Annotated in this window: 10 protein-coding genes and 3 pseudogenes; 5 read left to right on the forward strand and 8 right to left on the reverse strand. The window is 63.0% G+C overall.

What is annotated here, in order from left to right; genetic code table 11:
• Positions 1-41: 41 nt before the first annotated feature.
• The 4 genes from CBI38_RS35555 to CBI38_RS35570 are packed head-to-tail and all read right to left on the reverse strand — an operon-like array spanning position 42 to position 4,310.
• Complete coding sequence (locus tag CBI38_RS35555; protein WP_109336059.1) at positions 42-1,328, reverse strand: CaiB/BaiF CoA transferase family protein; 1,287 nt, start codon at positions 1,326-1,328, stop codon at positions 42-44.
• Positions 1,325-2,845, reverse strand: a complete 1,521-nt coding sequence (locus tag CBI38_RS35560; RefSeq protein WP_109336060.1) for a tripartite tricarboxylate transporter permease — start codon at positions 2,843-2,845, stop codon at positions 1,325-1,327. Before CBI38_RS35560 ends, CBI38_RS35555 begins: the two co-directional genes overlap by 4 nt.
• A gap of 5 nt (positions 2,846-2,850) precedes the next feature.
• Positions 2,851-3,339 (reverse strand): tripartite tricarboxylate transporter TctB family protein, encoded by a 489-nt coding sequence (locus CBI38_RS35565; protein ID WP_109336061.1) that lies wholly within the window; start codon positions 3,337-3,339, stop codon positions 2,851-2,853.
• Positions 3,336-4,310, reverse strand: coding sequence for a tripartite tricarboxylate transporter substrate binding protein (locus CBI38_RS35570; RefSeq protein WP_109336148.1), 975 nt, complete (start codon positions 4,308-4,310; stop codon positions 3,336-3,338). The genes CBI38_RS35565 and CBI38_RS35570 overlap by 4 nt, the downstream gene beginning before the upstream one ends.
• Before the next feature lie 527 nt (positions 4,311-4,837).
• On the opposite strand from CBI38_RS35570, the gene CBI38_RS35575 reads away from it, so the two are divergent.
• Positions 4,838-6,067 (forward strand): lipase family protein, encoded by a 1,230-nt coding sequence (locus CBI38_RS35575; RefSeq protein ID WP_230990369.1) that lies wholly within the window; start codon positions 4,838-4,840, stop codon positions 6,065-6,067.
• Between the two features lie 918 nt (positions 6,068-6,985).
• Here the strand turns inward: CBI38_RS35575 and CBI38_RS40880 are convergent.
• From CBI38_RS40880 to CBI38_RS38185, 3 genes and pseudogenes are all read right to left on the reverse strand, one after another.
• Positions 6,986-7,441, reverse strand: a pseudogene (locus tag CBI38_RS40880) (Mu transposase domain-containing protein); the annotation flags it as partial.
• Between the two features lie 111 nt (positions 7,442-7,552).
• Positions 7,553-8,014, reverse strand: a pseudogene (locus tag CBI38_RS35585) (AMP-binding enzyme); the annotation flags it as partial.
• A 56-nt stretch (positions 8,015-8,070) separates the two neighbouring features.
• Positions 8,071-8,232 (reverse strand): hypothetical protein, encoded by a 162-nt coding sequence (locus CBI38_RS38185; RefSeq protein ID WP_162603398.1) that lies wholly within the window; start codon positions 8,230-8,232, stop codon positions 8,071-8,073.
• 198 nt (positions 8,233-8,430) lie between these two features.
• Between CBI38_RS38185 and istA the strand changes: the two are divergent.
• The 4 genes and pseudogenes from istA to CBI38_RS38200 all read left to right on the forward strand — a co-directional run.
• A pseudogene (gene istA / locus CBI38_RS39885) lies at positions 8,431-10,020 on the forward strand (IS21 family transposase); the annotation flags it as partial.
• 143 nt (positions 10,021-10,163) lie between these two features.
• Positions 10,164-10,976: an ATP-binding protein gene (locus CBI38_RS35595; protein ID WP_109336062.1), complete on the forward strand. Its 813-nt coding sequence runs from the start codon at positions 10,164-10,166 to the stop codon at positions 10,974-10,976.
• A gap of 244 nt (positions 10,977-11,220) precedes the next feature.
• Entirely contained in the window at positions 11,221-12,318 is a 1,098-nt protein-coding gene (locus CBI38_RS35600; RefSeq protein ID WP_109336150.1) for a DUF262 domain-containing protein, read from the forward strand.
• Entirely contained in the window at positions 12,315-13,022 is a 708-nt protein-coding gene (locus CBI38_RS38200; protein WP_162603400.1) for an MAE_28990/MAE_18760 family HEPN-like nuclease, read from the forward strand. The genes CBI38_RS35600 and CBI38_RS38200 overlap by 4 nt, the downstream gene beginning before the upstream one ends.
• On the opposite strand, the gene CBI38_RS35605 is transcribed toward CBI38_RS38200, so the two are convergent.
• Positions 13,006-14,028, reverse strand: coding sequence for a DNA cytosine methyltransferase (locus CBI38_RS35605; protein WP_230990370.1), 1,023 nt, complete (start codon positions 14,026-14,028; stop codon positions 13,006-13,008). The genes CBI38_RS38200 and CBI38_RS35605 overlap by 17 nt on opposite strands.
• Between the last annotated feature and the right edge of the window lie 565 nt (positions 14,029-14,593).

The raw sequence follows: 14,593 nt of genomic DNA on the forward strand, positions 1-14,593 counted from the left end.
CTCCTGTGTCATCCTGTCGGCCCGTGATTTCGACGGCGAGTCTATCTGTCCCCTGCGGGAGCGGACGCTCCAGCAAACAGGTCGGCGTCGGCGGTCGCCACGATTCCGCGGCGAAGGAAATCGTCAATCTGCTTCTCGTCGTGGCCGAGCTCGGCAAGCAGTTGCCGCGAGTGCTGCCCCAGGGCCGGGACCGGGCGCACCGGGTACTCCTTACCGCGCTCGGTGATCACCTGGCGCAGGGTCGGCACAGGCCCGACGGGCGTGGGTGTTTCGACCCACCGGCCCCGCTCCACCAACTGCGGGTGCTCGGCCACCACCGCGAGATTGTTGACGCGGGCGCAGGCGATCCCGTTCTGATCGAGCAGCTCAGTGAGCTCGCCGGCGGTGAATCTCCGGCACGTGTCGGCGACGAGCGCGTCGACCTCGTCGCGGCACCCTGCCCGGGCCACGTTGGTGGCGTACCGCGGGTCGGAGACCAGCTCCAGGCGTCCCATCACGTGCTCGGCGAAGCGTGCCCACTCGCGGTCGTTCTGGATGCCGATGACCACCGGTGTGTCTTGTGTGGCGTACTCGCCGTAGGGCACCAGCGAGGGGTGGCCGAGGCTGATCCGCTCGGCCGGGCTGCCGTGGTGCTGGGCGTAGTAGATGTGGTTGGCGATGAAGTCGGTCATTGCGTCGATCATCGCGACGTCGACCACGGTTCCCGATCCGGTGCGCTCACGTTGGAACAGGCCCATCATCGCCGCCGAGGTCATGTACATGCCGCTGGCGACGTCGGCGGCCGAGAAGCCGGGTTTGACCATCAGGTCCTTGGTGCCGGTGACGGCTACGGCTCCGGACTCCGCTTGTACCAGGGCGTCGTAGGCACGCTTGCCGGCATAGGGGCCTGGCGTGCCATACCCGGAGTTGGATACCACGATCAGGCGCGGGTTGCGGTGGGTCAGCTCGTCGGCACCCAGGCCGAGCCGCTCGACGGCCCCGGGGCTCATGTTCTGCATGAAAACGTCGGCGGACGCGAGTAACTCCAGCATGATTTGGCGGCCCTCGGGCGATTTGAGGTCGAGCGCCAGTGATTCCTTGCCGCGGCCCGTCCACAGGAACACACTGGACATCTCGCCGGCCACGGCGGCGTCGTATCCGCGGGCGAAGTCGCCACCGTCGATTCGCTCGACCTTGATCACCCGCGCCCCGAGATCGGCGAGCTGCCGGGTGGCGATGGGTACGGCGACGGCATGCTCGAGTGCGACGACGGTGACGCCTGTCAGCGGTAGATTCTCTTGCTTCGCCTGTGTGGTGGGAATGGTTGTAGTGGAGATAGTCTGGGTCATTGGGTTGCCTTTTCGGGTTGGCGGTCGGTTACGTGTCGGGTACGGCGCGCGCGCACGGAACGCACGGCCATCACCCCGATGAACACGACCGCGAGGGCCAACATGGTGCCGGAGATCGGTCGGGTGACGAAGACGGTGACGTCGCCGCCGCTGATGAGCAGCGTTTGGCGAATGGCGGGCTCGAGCAGCACTCCGAGAACGAAGGCGAGCACCAGCGGGCCGGGCTCGAAGCCGAGCTTGCGCATGACGTACCCGAGGACACCGAAGACGAGCACCACCCACAGGTCGAAGATGCTGTTGTTGATGCTAAAGACCCCGAGCATGGTGACCACGACGGCGAGGGCGACGAGGATCGCGACGCGTACGTCGAGAATTCGGATGAATACCCGCACCAGTGGCAGATTCAGCACCAGCAGAATCACGTTGCCGACGACCATCGAGGCGATTACTCCCCAGAAGATGTCGGGGTGCTCGTTCATCAGCTGAGGACCGGGGGTCACGCCCTGAATGAGCAACGCGCCCAGAATCAATGCGAGCACGGGGTTCGGTGGCAGGCCCAGGGTGAGCAAGGGGATGAAGGACGACTGCGAACCCGCGTTGTTGGCGGTCTCGGGGCCGGCGACGCCCTCGATGGCGCCGCGGCCGAAGCGTTCCGGATTCTTCGACCGCCGCTTCTCTGTCGCGTACGACGCGAGCGAGGCCACCATGCCACCGCCACCGGGCACCAGCCCGAGAACGAACCCGATCAGGCTGCCGCGGGCGATCGGTCCGCGGGACTGGCGCAGCTCGGCTCGCGACGGGAGCACATGGCCGACACGGGCGACGGTGCCGGCTGGCTGGCGCGAGTGCTCGAGGGTGTACAACAGCTCGCCGAGCCCGAAGAGCCCCATGGCGACCGCGACGAAGTCCAGTCCGTTGAGCAACTCGAGGCTGCCGAACGTGAAGCGCGCACTGCCCTCGATCGAATCCTGCCCCACGGTGGCAAGCAGCAGCCCGCAGAAGGCCATCAACAGGGCCGCTGCGAACCGCCGCGACGCGAGATACGCCGCCAACACAATGCCCAGAAGCGCCACGACGGCGAACTCGGGCGGTCCGAACTTCAGCGCGAAGGAGGCCAGGACCGGCGCCAGCAGGACCAGGCCGACGACGGCGACCAGGCCGCCGACGAAGGACCCGATCGCGGCGATGCCGAGGGCAGGCCCGGCCCGCCCTTGGCGGGCCATCTGGTAGCCGTCGAACGTCGTCACCACGGACGCTGCCTCACCGGGGAGGCGGAGCAGCACGGAAGTGATCGTGCCGCCGTACATCGAACCGTAGTAGATACCCGCCAGTAGAATCACGGCCGTCGCGGGCTCGAGACTGTAGGTCAGTGGCAGCAGTAGCGCGATCGTTGCCGTGGGACCGAGGCCCGGGATCACGCCGATGACCATGCCCGCCAGCACGCCCAATAGCACGAAAAGCAAATTCATTGGTGTCAGCGTCGTCTCGACGCCGGTGATAATTCCGGAGAAATCCACGAGATCTACCTTCCGGGGGCCAGCGGCCCGATTGGGAACGGTACGCCGAGCAATTCGACGAAGACGATCTGCAGTGCGACGACCCCCAGTGTCGCGGTGACCAGCGTGAGTCGCCATGACTCACCGAAGAGGCGGAGCCACACCACGAGTAGCACGAATGCCGGCACGGGCATGCCCACCAGCGGAAGCATCACCACGAAGAATGCGACGGAGGCGATGGCGGTAGCCACCCGAGCGAGGTCGCTGATCATGACCTTCTCGCAACGCTCGACCCCGGTAATGAACAACCAGGCGCTCGTAACGAGCACGCCCACCGAGGTCAGCAGGGGCCAAGCTCCGGGGCCGGGCTCGGTCAGGTCACCGAGCCCGAGACGCACCGATTCGATTGTCGCCAATACGCCGAGAGCGGTCAGGACCGCGGGGGTGAGGCGTCTATTCTCCACAACCCTCTCGTTCTTCTCGGCGGACTCCTCGACCACTAGCGTGTTGCTCACTTCTGGACCGCCTCTCGCCATTGGGTTTCGGCCGAGTTGATCTCTGCACGAATCTTTTCGGGGCCGGGGTCGTCGTCACGCACGAATTCCTCTCCCAGCACGTCGGCAGTGGTCGGGTCTTTCAGGCACGATCCCATGGCCTGCGCCAAGGTGGTTTTCACCTCACCGTCGATCCCGGCCGGGGCGAGCAGGGTGACGTTGACTGTCGAGTCGGGTAGGTCGCCGTATCCCAACTCGGTGAATGTCGGTACCTCAGGCAGGAATTCGATCCGCTCGTCGGCCCCCGTGACCAGGGCTCGCAGGTTTCCCGATTCGATCTGCTTGAGCAGCGTCGGCGACGTACTCAGGTAGGCGCTGTCGACGTTTCCGCCCAGCACCGCGGCCGCGGACTGATCGTTGCTGACGAAGGGGATGTTGGTAAAACGAGGCCCCCCGGCCTCGGTGACACCGTTGATAGCGAGCGCGAAGATGCCCATCGAGCCTGGCATGGCGACCGAGAACGTACCGTCCTTCCGCTGGGCTGCTTCCAGCACCTCCTGCCCGGTGCGGTACGGGCTGTCGCCCTTCACCACAAGCACCGAGGGCGCAAGCGTGATCCCGGAAATCGGGTCGAAGCTGGATCCGTCGTACTGAGCGCCATCGGTAACCAGTGGTACCAGTGCCGCGGTCGACAACGACACCACCGAGAGTGTGTAGCCGTCCGGCTCGGCTTTGGCGACCCTCGTCATCCCGATCGCTCCGCCACCACCGTCCTGGTTCTCGACGATGAACGTTCCACCCAATTCGTCCTCCATGCATTTCGCCGCGACACGGGCGGTGGTGTCAGAGATTCCGCCGGCGGCAAACGGTGTGATGATCCGCACTGTCCCGGATGGGTAGTAGCCAGCGGTGGACTTCGGCATCTCGGCGCATCCGACGGTCGCAAGTCCGGCAGCGACAAGCAGTGCGGTTATTCGGGAAATCCCAGCCATCGGCGTCACGTTCCTATATACGAATGATTCATACTCATATTGGAATGGACGATAGATGCCGACGGTGGTGATGTCAATCACAATCGGTGCGATGTGCAATGTGCGATTCTTCGAGCCGCCATGAGTGCCCGGACGGCAATTTGCGCTTTCGAAAGCAGTGCCGCACACGACCCGGGCGAGTGGGGGAATTGCCCAGCGGCAAGGATGCGGCGTCGACGCGCGCCGGGGGCGAGGCCGCACCGCGTTGGTTTCCGCCGGAATCGGCTTGCCGATCACGATCGTCTGCGAAGTTCACCTCACGCGCAGATCGTGCTTGCGGGTGGCGAAATACCTTCCAGATCCGCCCGTGCGTCGACTTCGATGCGCGGTACTGGGCGACATCGGCTCCCACGGTCAGTGTGGGCGTTGCGTTACTGCAATTTCGGGTGTGCTGAGGTCATCTGTTCGACCTGTTCAACGGTGTTGCGATCTGGGAACGGATCCGGGCAGATGAATGATGCTTTCGGTCGTACCATTTGAGTAGTAATATGATTTCCATGCGAATGGCGGCGTGGCTCGTCTGTCTTGCCATGGTGACGTTCTCGAGCGCTGGCTTGGTGGCGGTCGCCGCTCCTGCGCTGGCCGAGATACCGGCACCATCCGAGGACCCGTTCTATCAAGCTCCGACCGGCTACGAGTCGCGGCCTGAGGGGACGATCCTGCGGTCGCGGCCGGTGACCGCGACGGCGCTAAGTGTGCCCCTTCCGGTCGATTCGTGGCAGCTGCTGTACAAGTCGCTCGACTCCCACCGCGAACCGGTGGCCGACGTCGCCACGATTCTGGTCCCGAGAACACCGTGGACGGACGCCGGCCCTCGGCCCCTGGTCTCCTATCAGACCGCGGAGGACAGCCTCGGATCCCGGTGCGCTCCGTCGTATGCACTCACGGCGGGCCTCGGGGCCGCGACCTCGAACGCCGCATCGGAGTCACTGATGATCGCGCACCTGCTGTCCCGTGGATGGGCGGTCGTCACCGCGGACTACGAGGGGCCGGAGTCCGAGTTCCTCGCCGGCCCGCAAGCCGGCTTCGCGGTTCTCGACGGGATCCGCGCCGCTCAGCATTTCGTACCAGCCCGGCTGAACACGCAGTCGCCGACGGGTCTGTGGGGATACTCCGGCGGCGCCTTCGCCACGGCGTGGGCCGCCGAACTTCAGCAGTCCCACGCTCCCGAGCTGGGTCTGAACGGTATTGCACTGGGCGGGTTGCCCGCCGACCTCGAGGCAACCATGCGGAACGTCGATGGTGGGTACGGTTTCGGACTCACCTTCGGCGGAGTGATCGGTATCGATAGGGCATACCCCGAGAAGCAGCTGAGCGAACTCTTCACCGTTGAGGGCAGAGCGGCCATGCACGCGACCGGTGCTGCGTGCACTGTCGATCTGATCGCGACCTATGCGTTTCGGTCGTTGCACGACTTCACGATCGACCCTCGACCGTTCGACCATCCGGCGCTGCGTTCCGCTCTCGCTGAGAACAGCCCTACCGCAGTAGAAGTCAGCGCACCGATCTACAGCTATCACGCGGACGGGGACGAACTGGTACCCGTCGCAGTCCGCGACGCATTCGTCCGGCAATACTGCGCTGCCGGGAGTACCGTCGAGATCGTCCGCTACCCCGGCGGAAGCCACAACACCATGCTGCTCTCCGGCGCCTCGGGAGCGATCGATTTTCTCGCAGCACGATTCGCCGATACGCCTGCCGTCGACGACTGCCACTGACGGCAGTGAGCAGAGCTAGGACACGGGACAGCGGAACGGCGGTCCGCGTGCATGTAGTCAGCGTCATGGACGGACGAAGTCCGACTCGTCCTCCCCGAACAGCGTCACCCCAGTGGTGCAGTATGCCCTTGTCGCAGATCACCAGGTCGAACAATCCACCCCGATCTTCTGCGCGGCCGCGACTACGAGGAGGGAGTCGTAGGTGGTGAACACGACCACCAGGCCCTTGGCGCTTTGCCGTGCCCCATCTGACGACGCTCGACGAAAGTGGATCTGGCGCACTTTGGGTGGAGATTCGGGGCGTGTCGTCACGGCCTGCTGATCTGCGGCGGGTGAGGATCATCGGCGTGTGATTTCGAGAGTGTGCGAGCATTGTTGCCCCATCTGGTGGGTGTCGTCGTTGCCGGCGTCCGGAGGGTGGGTTCGACCATCCGTGTCGCCGCGGAACCGACAGGCGGGCGCGGTCGGTGCCCGCGTTGTGACGGCGAGTCCGCCCGGCTGCATTCCCGCTACCGCCGGTAGGTGTCGGACACGGCGATCGGCGGGCACCCCCCGTCACGATCGATATCCGAGTCCGCCGATTCTTCTGCGACACCACCGACTGCGCGGCAAAGACTTTCGCCGAACAGATCCCCGGATTGACTCAGCCCTGGGCGCGGAGAACCCGGTGCTGGGCGCGCGGTGATCTCCGCGATCGGGGTTGGCCGTGGCCGGCCGGGCCGGGGCCCGCCTCGCGGCTCTGGATCCGCGTCGGCCGTGACACCCTGCTCCGAGCCGTCCGGGTGATACCGGACTCCAAGATCCACGACGTCCGCGTCCTGGGCATCGACGACTTCGCGATCCGCCGCGGGCATATCTATGGAACGGTCGGAAAGCCCGGAGTTCATCCAAACTGAAGGAATCTCGGCGCCGTCCGGGCAACCGGTGGCGGGCGATGGTGATCTGCGCGGTGGTGACGATGTCGATCACCTCCGATCCGAAGACTTGGGTGACGGTGACCGGCGCCGACGCCAGCTCCGGGGGCACCGAGTGCCGGTTGCCGCGGTAGGACACCAGCGCTTGCCGGGATGCGGTCCGGGGTTCGGTGAGGATCGCCGGATACGGCGTGGCCGGCAGCGCGGTCAACGGTTCGGCGACCGCCACCGGCGCCTTGCCGTTGGCGGTGGGCCGTAGCCGGGTGTCACCCCGCAGCCGGCGTAACTCGTCCACGCGTCGTTGGGCCTGTTCAACGGTGACGCCGTCCGGCAGGGTGCGCCACCAACGTTGCGCGGTAGTATGATTGGGATTCTCGAGCACACCTTTTCGGTACCCGGCTTTGGGTGGGCAGATCGCCACCGAAACGCTGCAGTGCTTCGCGACGCCGCGCGGCGACGCTCCCGGCAGCATCGAAGAGCGGATCCGATGTGCCGAAGCGGCTGGGCGGCCACTCACGCTCTGGTAGATGCCACAGACGTTGGCGCACAGTCCAGTTGCACTAGGTCCGTTCTAAATCCCTCGTCCGGTCAGTTTCAACTCTGCCGACGACAGTCCCTGCGGGGCGGTTCGAAGCGACCGGCGCAGAATTTTCTGCTTGCGGTCTTTGGCAGTTCGGAAAGAATTTCGATCGTTCCGGGGCGCTTGTATGCCGCGAGCCGATCGACGAGGAACTCGCGCAGTGACTCCGGTGTCGCGCCAGCGCCGGCCTTGAGGGAGACATACGCCTTTACTGACTCGCCGCGGTAGGCATCCGGGATGCCGACGACCGCTGATTCCCGTACCGCGGGGTGCTCGTTGAGCGCGTCTTCCACCTCGCGGGGGCCATACCTTGAAGCCCGAGCACAGCAGCCCGTCCCGGATGGTCTCGGCTGTCGCGTCGGGTCGGTTCCAGTACCCGGGGATGACGCCGGGGCCCTCGAACACGACCTCCCCGGCGGTGCCTGCCGTATCTGGGAGGGGCTTCCCCGCCGACTCCGAGCGGCCCCGGACCGCCGACCGCGTCCATTACCTGGGCCTGGCACCAGTTCCTACTTCACCGACGCCAGCGCCGCCGAATGGGCGGGCGACGACTTCACCGGAGATACTCCGACTGCCCCCAGCAGAGTCAGCAGGCGGGGAAGCGTGGGGATCGCCCCGAAAGCTGCATGGACGGCCGTGAGCTCATCCGGCCGTGGTCGTTCGGTGCTCATCTCGAGTCCGCCTTCGAGTCCTCCTGATTACGTGTCGCCTGCCATGAGCATGGGACCGTCTTGACCTGATTTCTGCCACCCTCATGGGACCACTCGGATTGCCAGTTGTGGGACCACCCGGCGCGTCGTGCCGGAGTCCCCGTCGGATGACTCGTTTGATCGTCGTGTCGGTATCCCCGGTCACGAAGGCGGACGGGCATGGCGTTTCGGGAGGTCAACGTGAACGAAGTCAAGGAAGTGCTCCGGGTCTGGCTCGGGGTGCCCGGGTCCCGGCCACCGGGGCTGCGCACGATCGCGGCGCACTGCGGGGTGGACCGCAAAACGGCGCGCCGGTACGTCGAGGCCGCCCAGGCCGCGGGCCTGCAGCGCAGCGACGGGGTCGAGGCCCTCGACGATGGGCTGATCGGTGCGGTGATCGAGGCGGTGCGCCCGGCACGCCCGAGCGGGCACGGGTCCGCCTGGGACCGGCTGTTGGGGTTCGAGGACCAGATCACCGCGTGGGTGGCCGGCGAGGGGAACCATCCGCCGCTGACGATCACCAAGATCGAAACGCTGCTGGCCCGCCAGGGCTGCGTGGTGCCGTATCGGACGTTGCACCGATTCGCCACCGAGCGCTGCGGTTTCGGCCGCAAGGACACCACCGTCCGGATCGTCGACGGCGATCCGGGCAGTGAATGCCAGATCGACTTCGGCTACCTCGGCTATCTGACCGACCCGGAGACCGGGCGGCGCCGCAAGGTGCACGCACTGATCTTCACCGCGGTGTATTCGCGGCACATGTTCGTGTGGCTGACGTACTCGCAGACCCTGGCGGCGGTGATCGCCGGCTGCGAGGCGGCGTGGACCTTCTTCGGCGGTGTCTTCAAGGTCCTGATTCCGGACAACATGAAGGCGGTGGTGGCCGAGGCGGACGCGGTCAATCCGCGGCTGTCGTAGGGCTGGCTGGACTACGCCCAGCACACCGGGTTCGTCACCGATCCGGCGCGGATCCGGTCGCCAAAAGATAAACCTAGGGTCGAAAGAGCCGTTCAGTATGTGCGCGGAAACGACTGGGCCGGTGAGGACTTCGCGGATCTCGCGGAGGCGCAACGGCGGGCCGAAGTGTGGTGCTGTGACACCGCCGGGATGCGGACCCACGGCAGCACCGCGGCCCGCCCACTCGAGGTGTTCGACGCGGACGAGGCGCCGATACGGCTGGCCGTTCCCCAGGTTTACGACGTGCCGATCTTCAAACAGGTCAAGGTGCACCGCGACTTTCATGCCGAGGTGGCCAAGGCGTTGTATTCGATACCGGGACAGTGGATCGGCTCGATCCTCGAGGTGCGGGCGGACAGTGCGCTGGTGAAGTTCTATCTGCGCGGAACCCTGGTGAAGGTGCACCCCCGCCAGCCCGCCGGTGGGCGCAGCACCGACCCGGAGGATCTGTCCACTGAGAAGGTCGGGTATGCGATGCGGGACCTGGACCGACTGATCGGCACCTGCGCCGGGCACGGCCACGCCGTCGGGATCTACGCCGAACGACTGCTCGACGATCCGTTGCCCTGGATCCGGATGCGGGCGGTCTACCGGCTGCTCGGGCTGGTCCGCCGCTACGGGCCCGGCCCGGTCGAAGCTGCGTGCAGCACGGCGCTGGATCTGGATGTGGTGTCGGTGAGCAAGATCGCCTCGATGCTCGAACGCGCCACCGAGACCACCGCGCCGCTGCTGCCGGCCGCCGGGTCGGCGGCCCCGTCCCGCTTCACCCGCGACCCCGCCGAGTTCGCCACCGACCGGACCGGCCCCGCCACTTCTGGGACCGGCGTCGCCACTGCCGGGACCGGCGTTGCCACCGAAAGGACCACCCCTGCCACTGCAGGGACCGGCGTCGCCACCGAGAGGACCGGGCATCTGACGGTGATCCTCGGCGGCAACACCGACACGAAGGAGACGCGATGACCACCCCACCCGCCCCCGCGGGGCCGGTCGATCCGATCGGCGCCGACCTGATCGCCCTCCTCAAAACACTCAAACTCGGCGCCCTCAAGGACACCCTGCCCGAGCGACTCGCCCTGGCCCGCCAGCACCAGCTCAGCCACGTCGCCTTCCTGGAGCTGCTCCTCGCCGACGAGGTGTTCCGGCGGGAATCACGCTCGGCCACTTTACGGTCGGCGAACGCCGGTCTGGATCAGTCGATGCGAATCGACACCTGGAACGCCCTCGACGACCTCCGCTACGACCGATCCCTGCTCTCAGATCTGGTCTCACTGCGGTTCGCCGAGGCCGGCCACTCGGTTCTGGTTCTGGGACCGGTCGGGGTCGGCAAGACGCACCTGGCGACCGCCCTCGGGCACGTCGCGATCCGGCGCCGGATGACGGTGCTCTGCGCCCGCGCCGACAAGCTGTTCGCCCGTCTGCGCGCCGCCCGGCTCGACAACTCGGTCGAGGCGGAGATGCGGCGCATCGCCACCGTCGATCTCCTGGTCCTCGACGATTTTGCGCTGCGGCCCCTGGACGCCACCGAGACCAACGACTTCTACGAGTTGGTCGTGGAGCGGCATCGTCGCAAGGCGACGATCGTCTCCTCGAATAGGTCCCCTGATGAGTGGCTGTCGATGACCACCGATGCCCTGCTCGCGCAGTCGGCGATCGACCGGCTCACCTCCGCGGCACACACCCTCGTCATCGAGGGACCGTCCTACCGGCAACGCACCCGCCCCGGGCGTGGTGCCATTGACAGTTCAGAAGGCGAGGTCGATGCTCGATGACACCTTCGGGTGGTCCCATGCTCGTGGCAACGAGGTGGTCCCATCAACCTGGCAAGCGACATTACGTTAGGCGGCCGAACGTGGCAGCCAGACAGCCAGCCTTTGGGAGGCCCCTGCGCTCATGTCAACGAGAAGTGTCGACCGACGTGAGACGAAGAAGAAGCATGCGCCTGAGGGGCGCGGTCGAACGACCCATATAGTGCTTGAAATTGGATCGTTTGGCGGTGGGATTGGGAGGGCATTGATGATGGCTCAGCGCGGTCAGACAAAGGGGGAGGCGAGACAGAGGCCTTCCCTTGAAGAGATAGAGGCCGCCGAGGCACAGATCGTCGAGGAAACTCGAAAGATCGGATACAACACGGTTGAATACACCATCGAGTATCTCGCTGACAAACTGCGGTCCGATGACTTCTATATACCTGAGTACCAGAGAGAGGATGTCTGGGAGGAAGACCGGAAGCATCGATTTATTGAATCATTGCTGATGGGTCTGCCTATACCGTTCCTCTTCTTTTGGGAGAACATCGACGACGGACGCCTAGAAATTGTCGACGGATCTCAGCGGATCAGAACGATTCGCGAGTTTCTTGATGGAAATCTCCGTCTCGGTGACTTGGAAACCCTGAACAGAATCAGCGGATTCGATTTCAACGATCTGAAAGAATCTCGCCAACGGAAGTTGAAGAATCGCACAATCCGAGGTGTAGTGCTCGATGAGGAGGCCGACGATCAAGCGCGGGCGGAGCTATTCGATCGGATTAACACCGGAAGTAAAAGCGCAAATCCCGCCGAGATTCGCCGGGGCGCGCTACCAGGACCATTCACTGAACTCATCACCGAACTCGCTGATTCTCCCACCTTTAAGATCTTAACGCCGATGTCGCAGATGCAGGAGAATTCCAGGACGCGCGAAGAATTGGTATCAAGATTCTTTGCTCTTTCCGGCGATCTCGACGGCTACCGGGATAGAGTGGCCGATTACTTATTCGAATATGCCAAACGAATGCGGGATGAACTCGTGGAAAACCCCGAAATCGCTGATGCGATGAGGGGTGAATTCCACCGGACTATGGATTTTATTAACCACAGCACCCCGTATGGATTCAGGAAAAACGATAGAGCCACCGCAACGCCCAAGACTAGATACGAGGCGATTGCGATCGGAACGAAACAGGCGCTTGAGCGCATGCCGGATCTACAAGTTGAAGAAGAAAAGTTCAAAGAACTGATTGAAAGTGACCGATTCGGTGCGATTGTCCGCTCTGATGGAGCGAATGCGAGAGCGCGTCTAACGCAAAGAATCGGCTACATCCGAGACGGACTGCTGGAGTCTGTGTCGTGACGGCGGCTCGCGATGTATTCGAGGAGAGGTGTGAGGAGGTAGAGAATCTCGTTGCTTATCTCGAGGAAGTGGAGAATCAGGGGGCTGCATCTGGTGGGGATGCGCCAAAGGGTGAGACCCTAAGGATTTTGAGGGCATCGTGCTACGTCATGATCTACAACATGGTTGAGTCAACGGTGTCGGTTTGTTTGCAGGATCTATCATCCGCGGTCAGAGGTACAGCAAGCTCCATAAAAGACCTAAAACAAGAGATTTTCGATCTTTTTCTCGTATCTAAGTATGGCAACAGGATTTTGCCAAGTTCTCATGAGAAAGCAGCGGTCTTTGCTCGCGATCTACTTAATGACGCGAATGCCTCCGCTATCCCCGAGTTCGTCTTTTCCGCGCCATCTGGAAATTGTACTGATTCGAATGTCGAGAAGACCATAAGAAAGGTTGGTATCGAGTTCGATGTGATTCCTGAACTGAAGGTTCGTGTCAAGAGAAAAGCTGTAAATGATCGGACGTTGCTCGAGGCCCTAGTTATGGCTCGAAATGATCTCGCGCACGGAAACCGCGCCTTCTCGGAAGTCGGGCGGGACTGCACCGCGGCCGACCTGCGGGAAATATTTACCCTTGCCTCTGAATATATGGGTGTTGTTGTGACGCATTTCGAGGACTATATAAGAGAATCGGGGTATCTGGGATCTATAATGCGTTCATGATCGATTCTCCGATTACGGCGCCTAAGACTGGAGGGACAGCATTACCTATTAGGCGACCAATTTTGTCGATCGTGATATGTTCGCCTGAAGGTACAAACTTGTAGTCGAGTGGGAATCCTTGAAGGGCGGACCCCTCTCTCAAAGAGATCGCGCGGTCTTGCTCTGGGTGACCAAACCGCCCGGTTCCATAGTTGTAGAACTGGGTGGTAATCGTCGGACTGGGGGAATCCCACTCCATGCGCCCGTAGACACTGGCGTAGTACTTACCTGTTTCCTTCTTGTGGCACGCTAGTTGGAGTCCTTCTGGCCACTCTCGCCAAGTTCCGCCTGGGGAGGAGGAGCGGATTCGCTGCAGGTTCCGCTCGCTCAATGCCTGTGTTCGATGCATCGGATCGGAAGTGCTCTGTTGACCGTGGATTATCGGCTCAATTTCACCAATGACATCTTTTACTGTTACATATTTTTCTGGTGTGTGGGTTCCTTTTGGAACTTGTATTTTTCCAATTCGTGAAGCGACTAGCACCAGCCTTTTCCGATGTTGAGGGAGGCCGTAATTGGGAAGGAACACGACCTGATGATCCACGAGATATCCGTTGGCGGTGAGTCCGGAAACGAAATCAGAAAAGACATCCGTTCTTGCAATTCCTGGAACATTTTCCATCGTTATGAATTCTGGCTCTGTTTCGTAGACGAGCCTGCCAAATTCGCGCAGTAAATTCCATTTCTCATCTTTGTTCTTCTTGCCAGCCTGGCGTAGTGTCGAGAACGGCTGGCACGGGGCGCATCCTGCCAAAACCTTAAAATTGTCGTCACTTCCCCATATTTTGGTGAGTTCGTCTCCGGTAACCGAACGTATGTCCCTCAGGTAGAAGTCGGCTGAATTGTTGGTCGTGAACGGATATTGGCAGTCGGGATCGACGTCAATCCCTGCAACAACGTCCACACCGGACCGTTGTAGTCCGTAAGCAAGCCCGCCGGCCCCGCAGAACAGGTCGATGGCACTCACCGAACCATGGTCGGTCAAATCGGCGCTCCGTCCCTCTAGTCACTCTGTGCACTCTCCACACATACTTCGTAATCATCTCATCTCGAGATCGGCGTACGACGCCACGGAGGGGTGTTGTGAGTCCACGAGAGAGGATAGGGGACCTTGAAATGGTGTTCATGCCGTGTGCAGCGCGTGAAAGACCGCTCTCGCTGCGCGGCCGGATCGTCGCCCGGCGTGGCGATGAGCTATGCGGGGCGAGACGAATCCTTGTTCTGATCCGGCCGCGATCGCTACCTGCAAGATGGCGAGATCTTGAACTACCTGGTCAAAGTGAGGTGCCAAGTCGAGTCGGCCTGCGGCAGGTCGCACTGAACTGGTCATGCCGACACCTCCGGACACTCAGGCATCTATTCGAACGTTTCGAAAGGTGTTACGATTTGTTCGGAAAGAAGGAGGAGTGATGAGCGCGCAGGCTCTTGATCAGCAGACATACCTTCCCCACGAGGGTGGGGACTTGGCCAAGGTGTACAGCTTCCTCGATGCACACGAGCAGCGCAGCGGCGCCACGATGCAGCCGCGGTAT

Source organism: Rhodococcus oxybenzonivorans (genome assembly GCF_003130705.1).
Taxonomy (GTDB): Bacteria; Actinomycetota; Actinomycetes; order Mycobacteriales; family Mycobacteriaceae; genus Rhodococcus_F; species Rhodococcus_F oxybenzonivorans.

Excerpts from the sequence above, each read along its gene's own strand:
- CBI38_RS35555 (WP_109336059.1), bottom strand. The coding sequence starts at position 1,328 with ATGACCCAGACTATCTCCACTACAACCATTCCCACCACACAGGCGAAG.
- CBI38_RS35570 (WP_109336148.1), bottom strand. The coding sequence starts at position 4,310 with ATGGCTGGGATTTCCCGAATAACCGCACTGCTTGTCGCTGCCGGACTT.
- CBI38_RS35600 (WP_109336150.1), top strand. The coding sequence starts at position 11,221 with ATGATGGCTCAGCGCGGTCAGACAAAGGGGGAGGCGAGACAGAGGCCT.
- CBI38_RS35575 (WP_230990369.1), top strand. The coding sequence starts at position 4,838 with ATGATTTCCATGCGAATGGCGGCGTGGCTCGTCTGTCTTGCCATGGTG.
- CBI38_RS38185 (WP_162603398.1), bottom strand. The coding sequence starts at position 8,232 with ATGAGCACCGAACGACCACGGCCGGATGAGCTCACGGCCGTCCATGCA.
- CBI38_RS35595 (WP_109336062.1), top strand. The coding sequence starts at position 10,164 with ATGACCACCCCACCCGCCCCCGCGGGGCCGGTCGATCCGATCGGCGCC.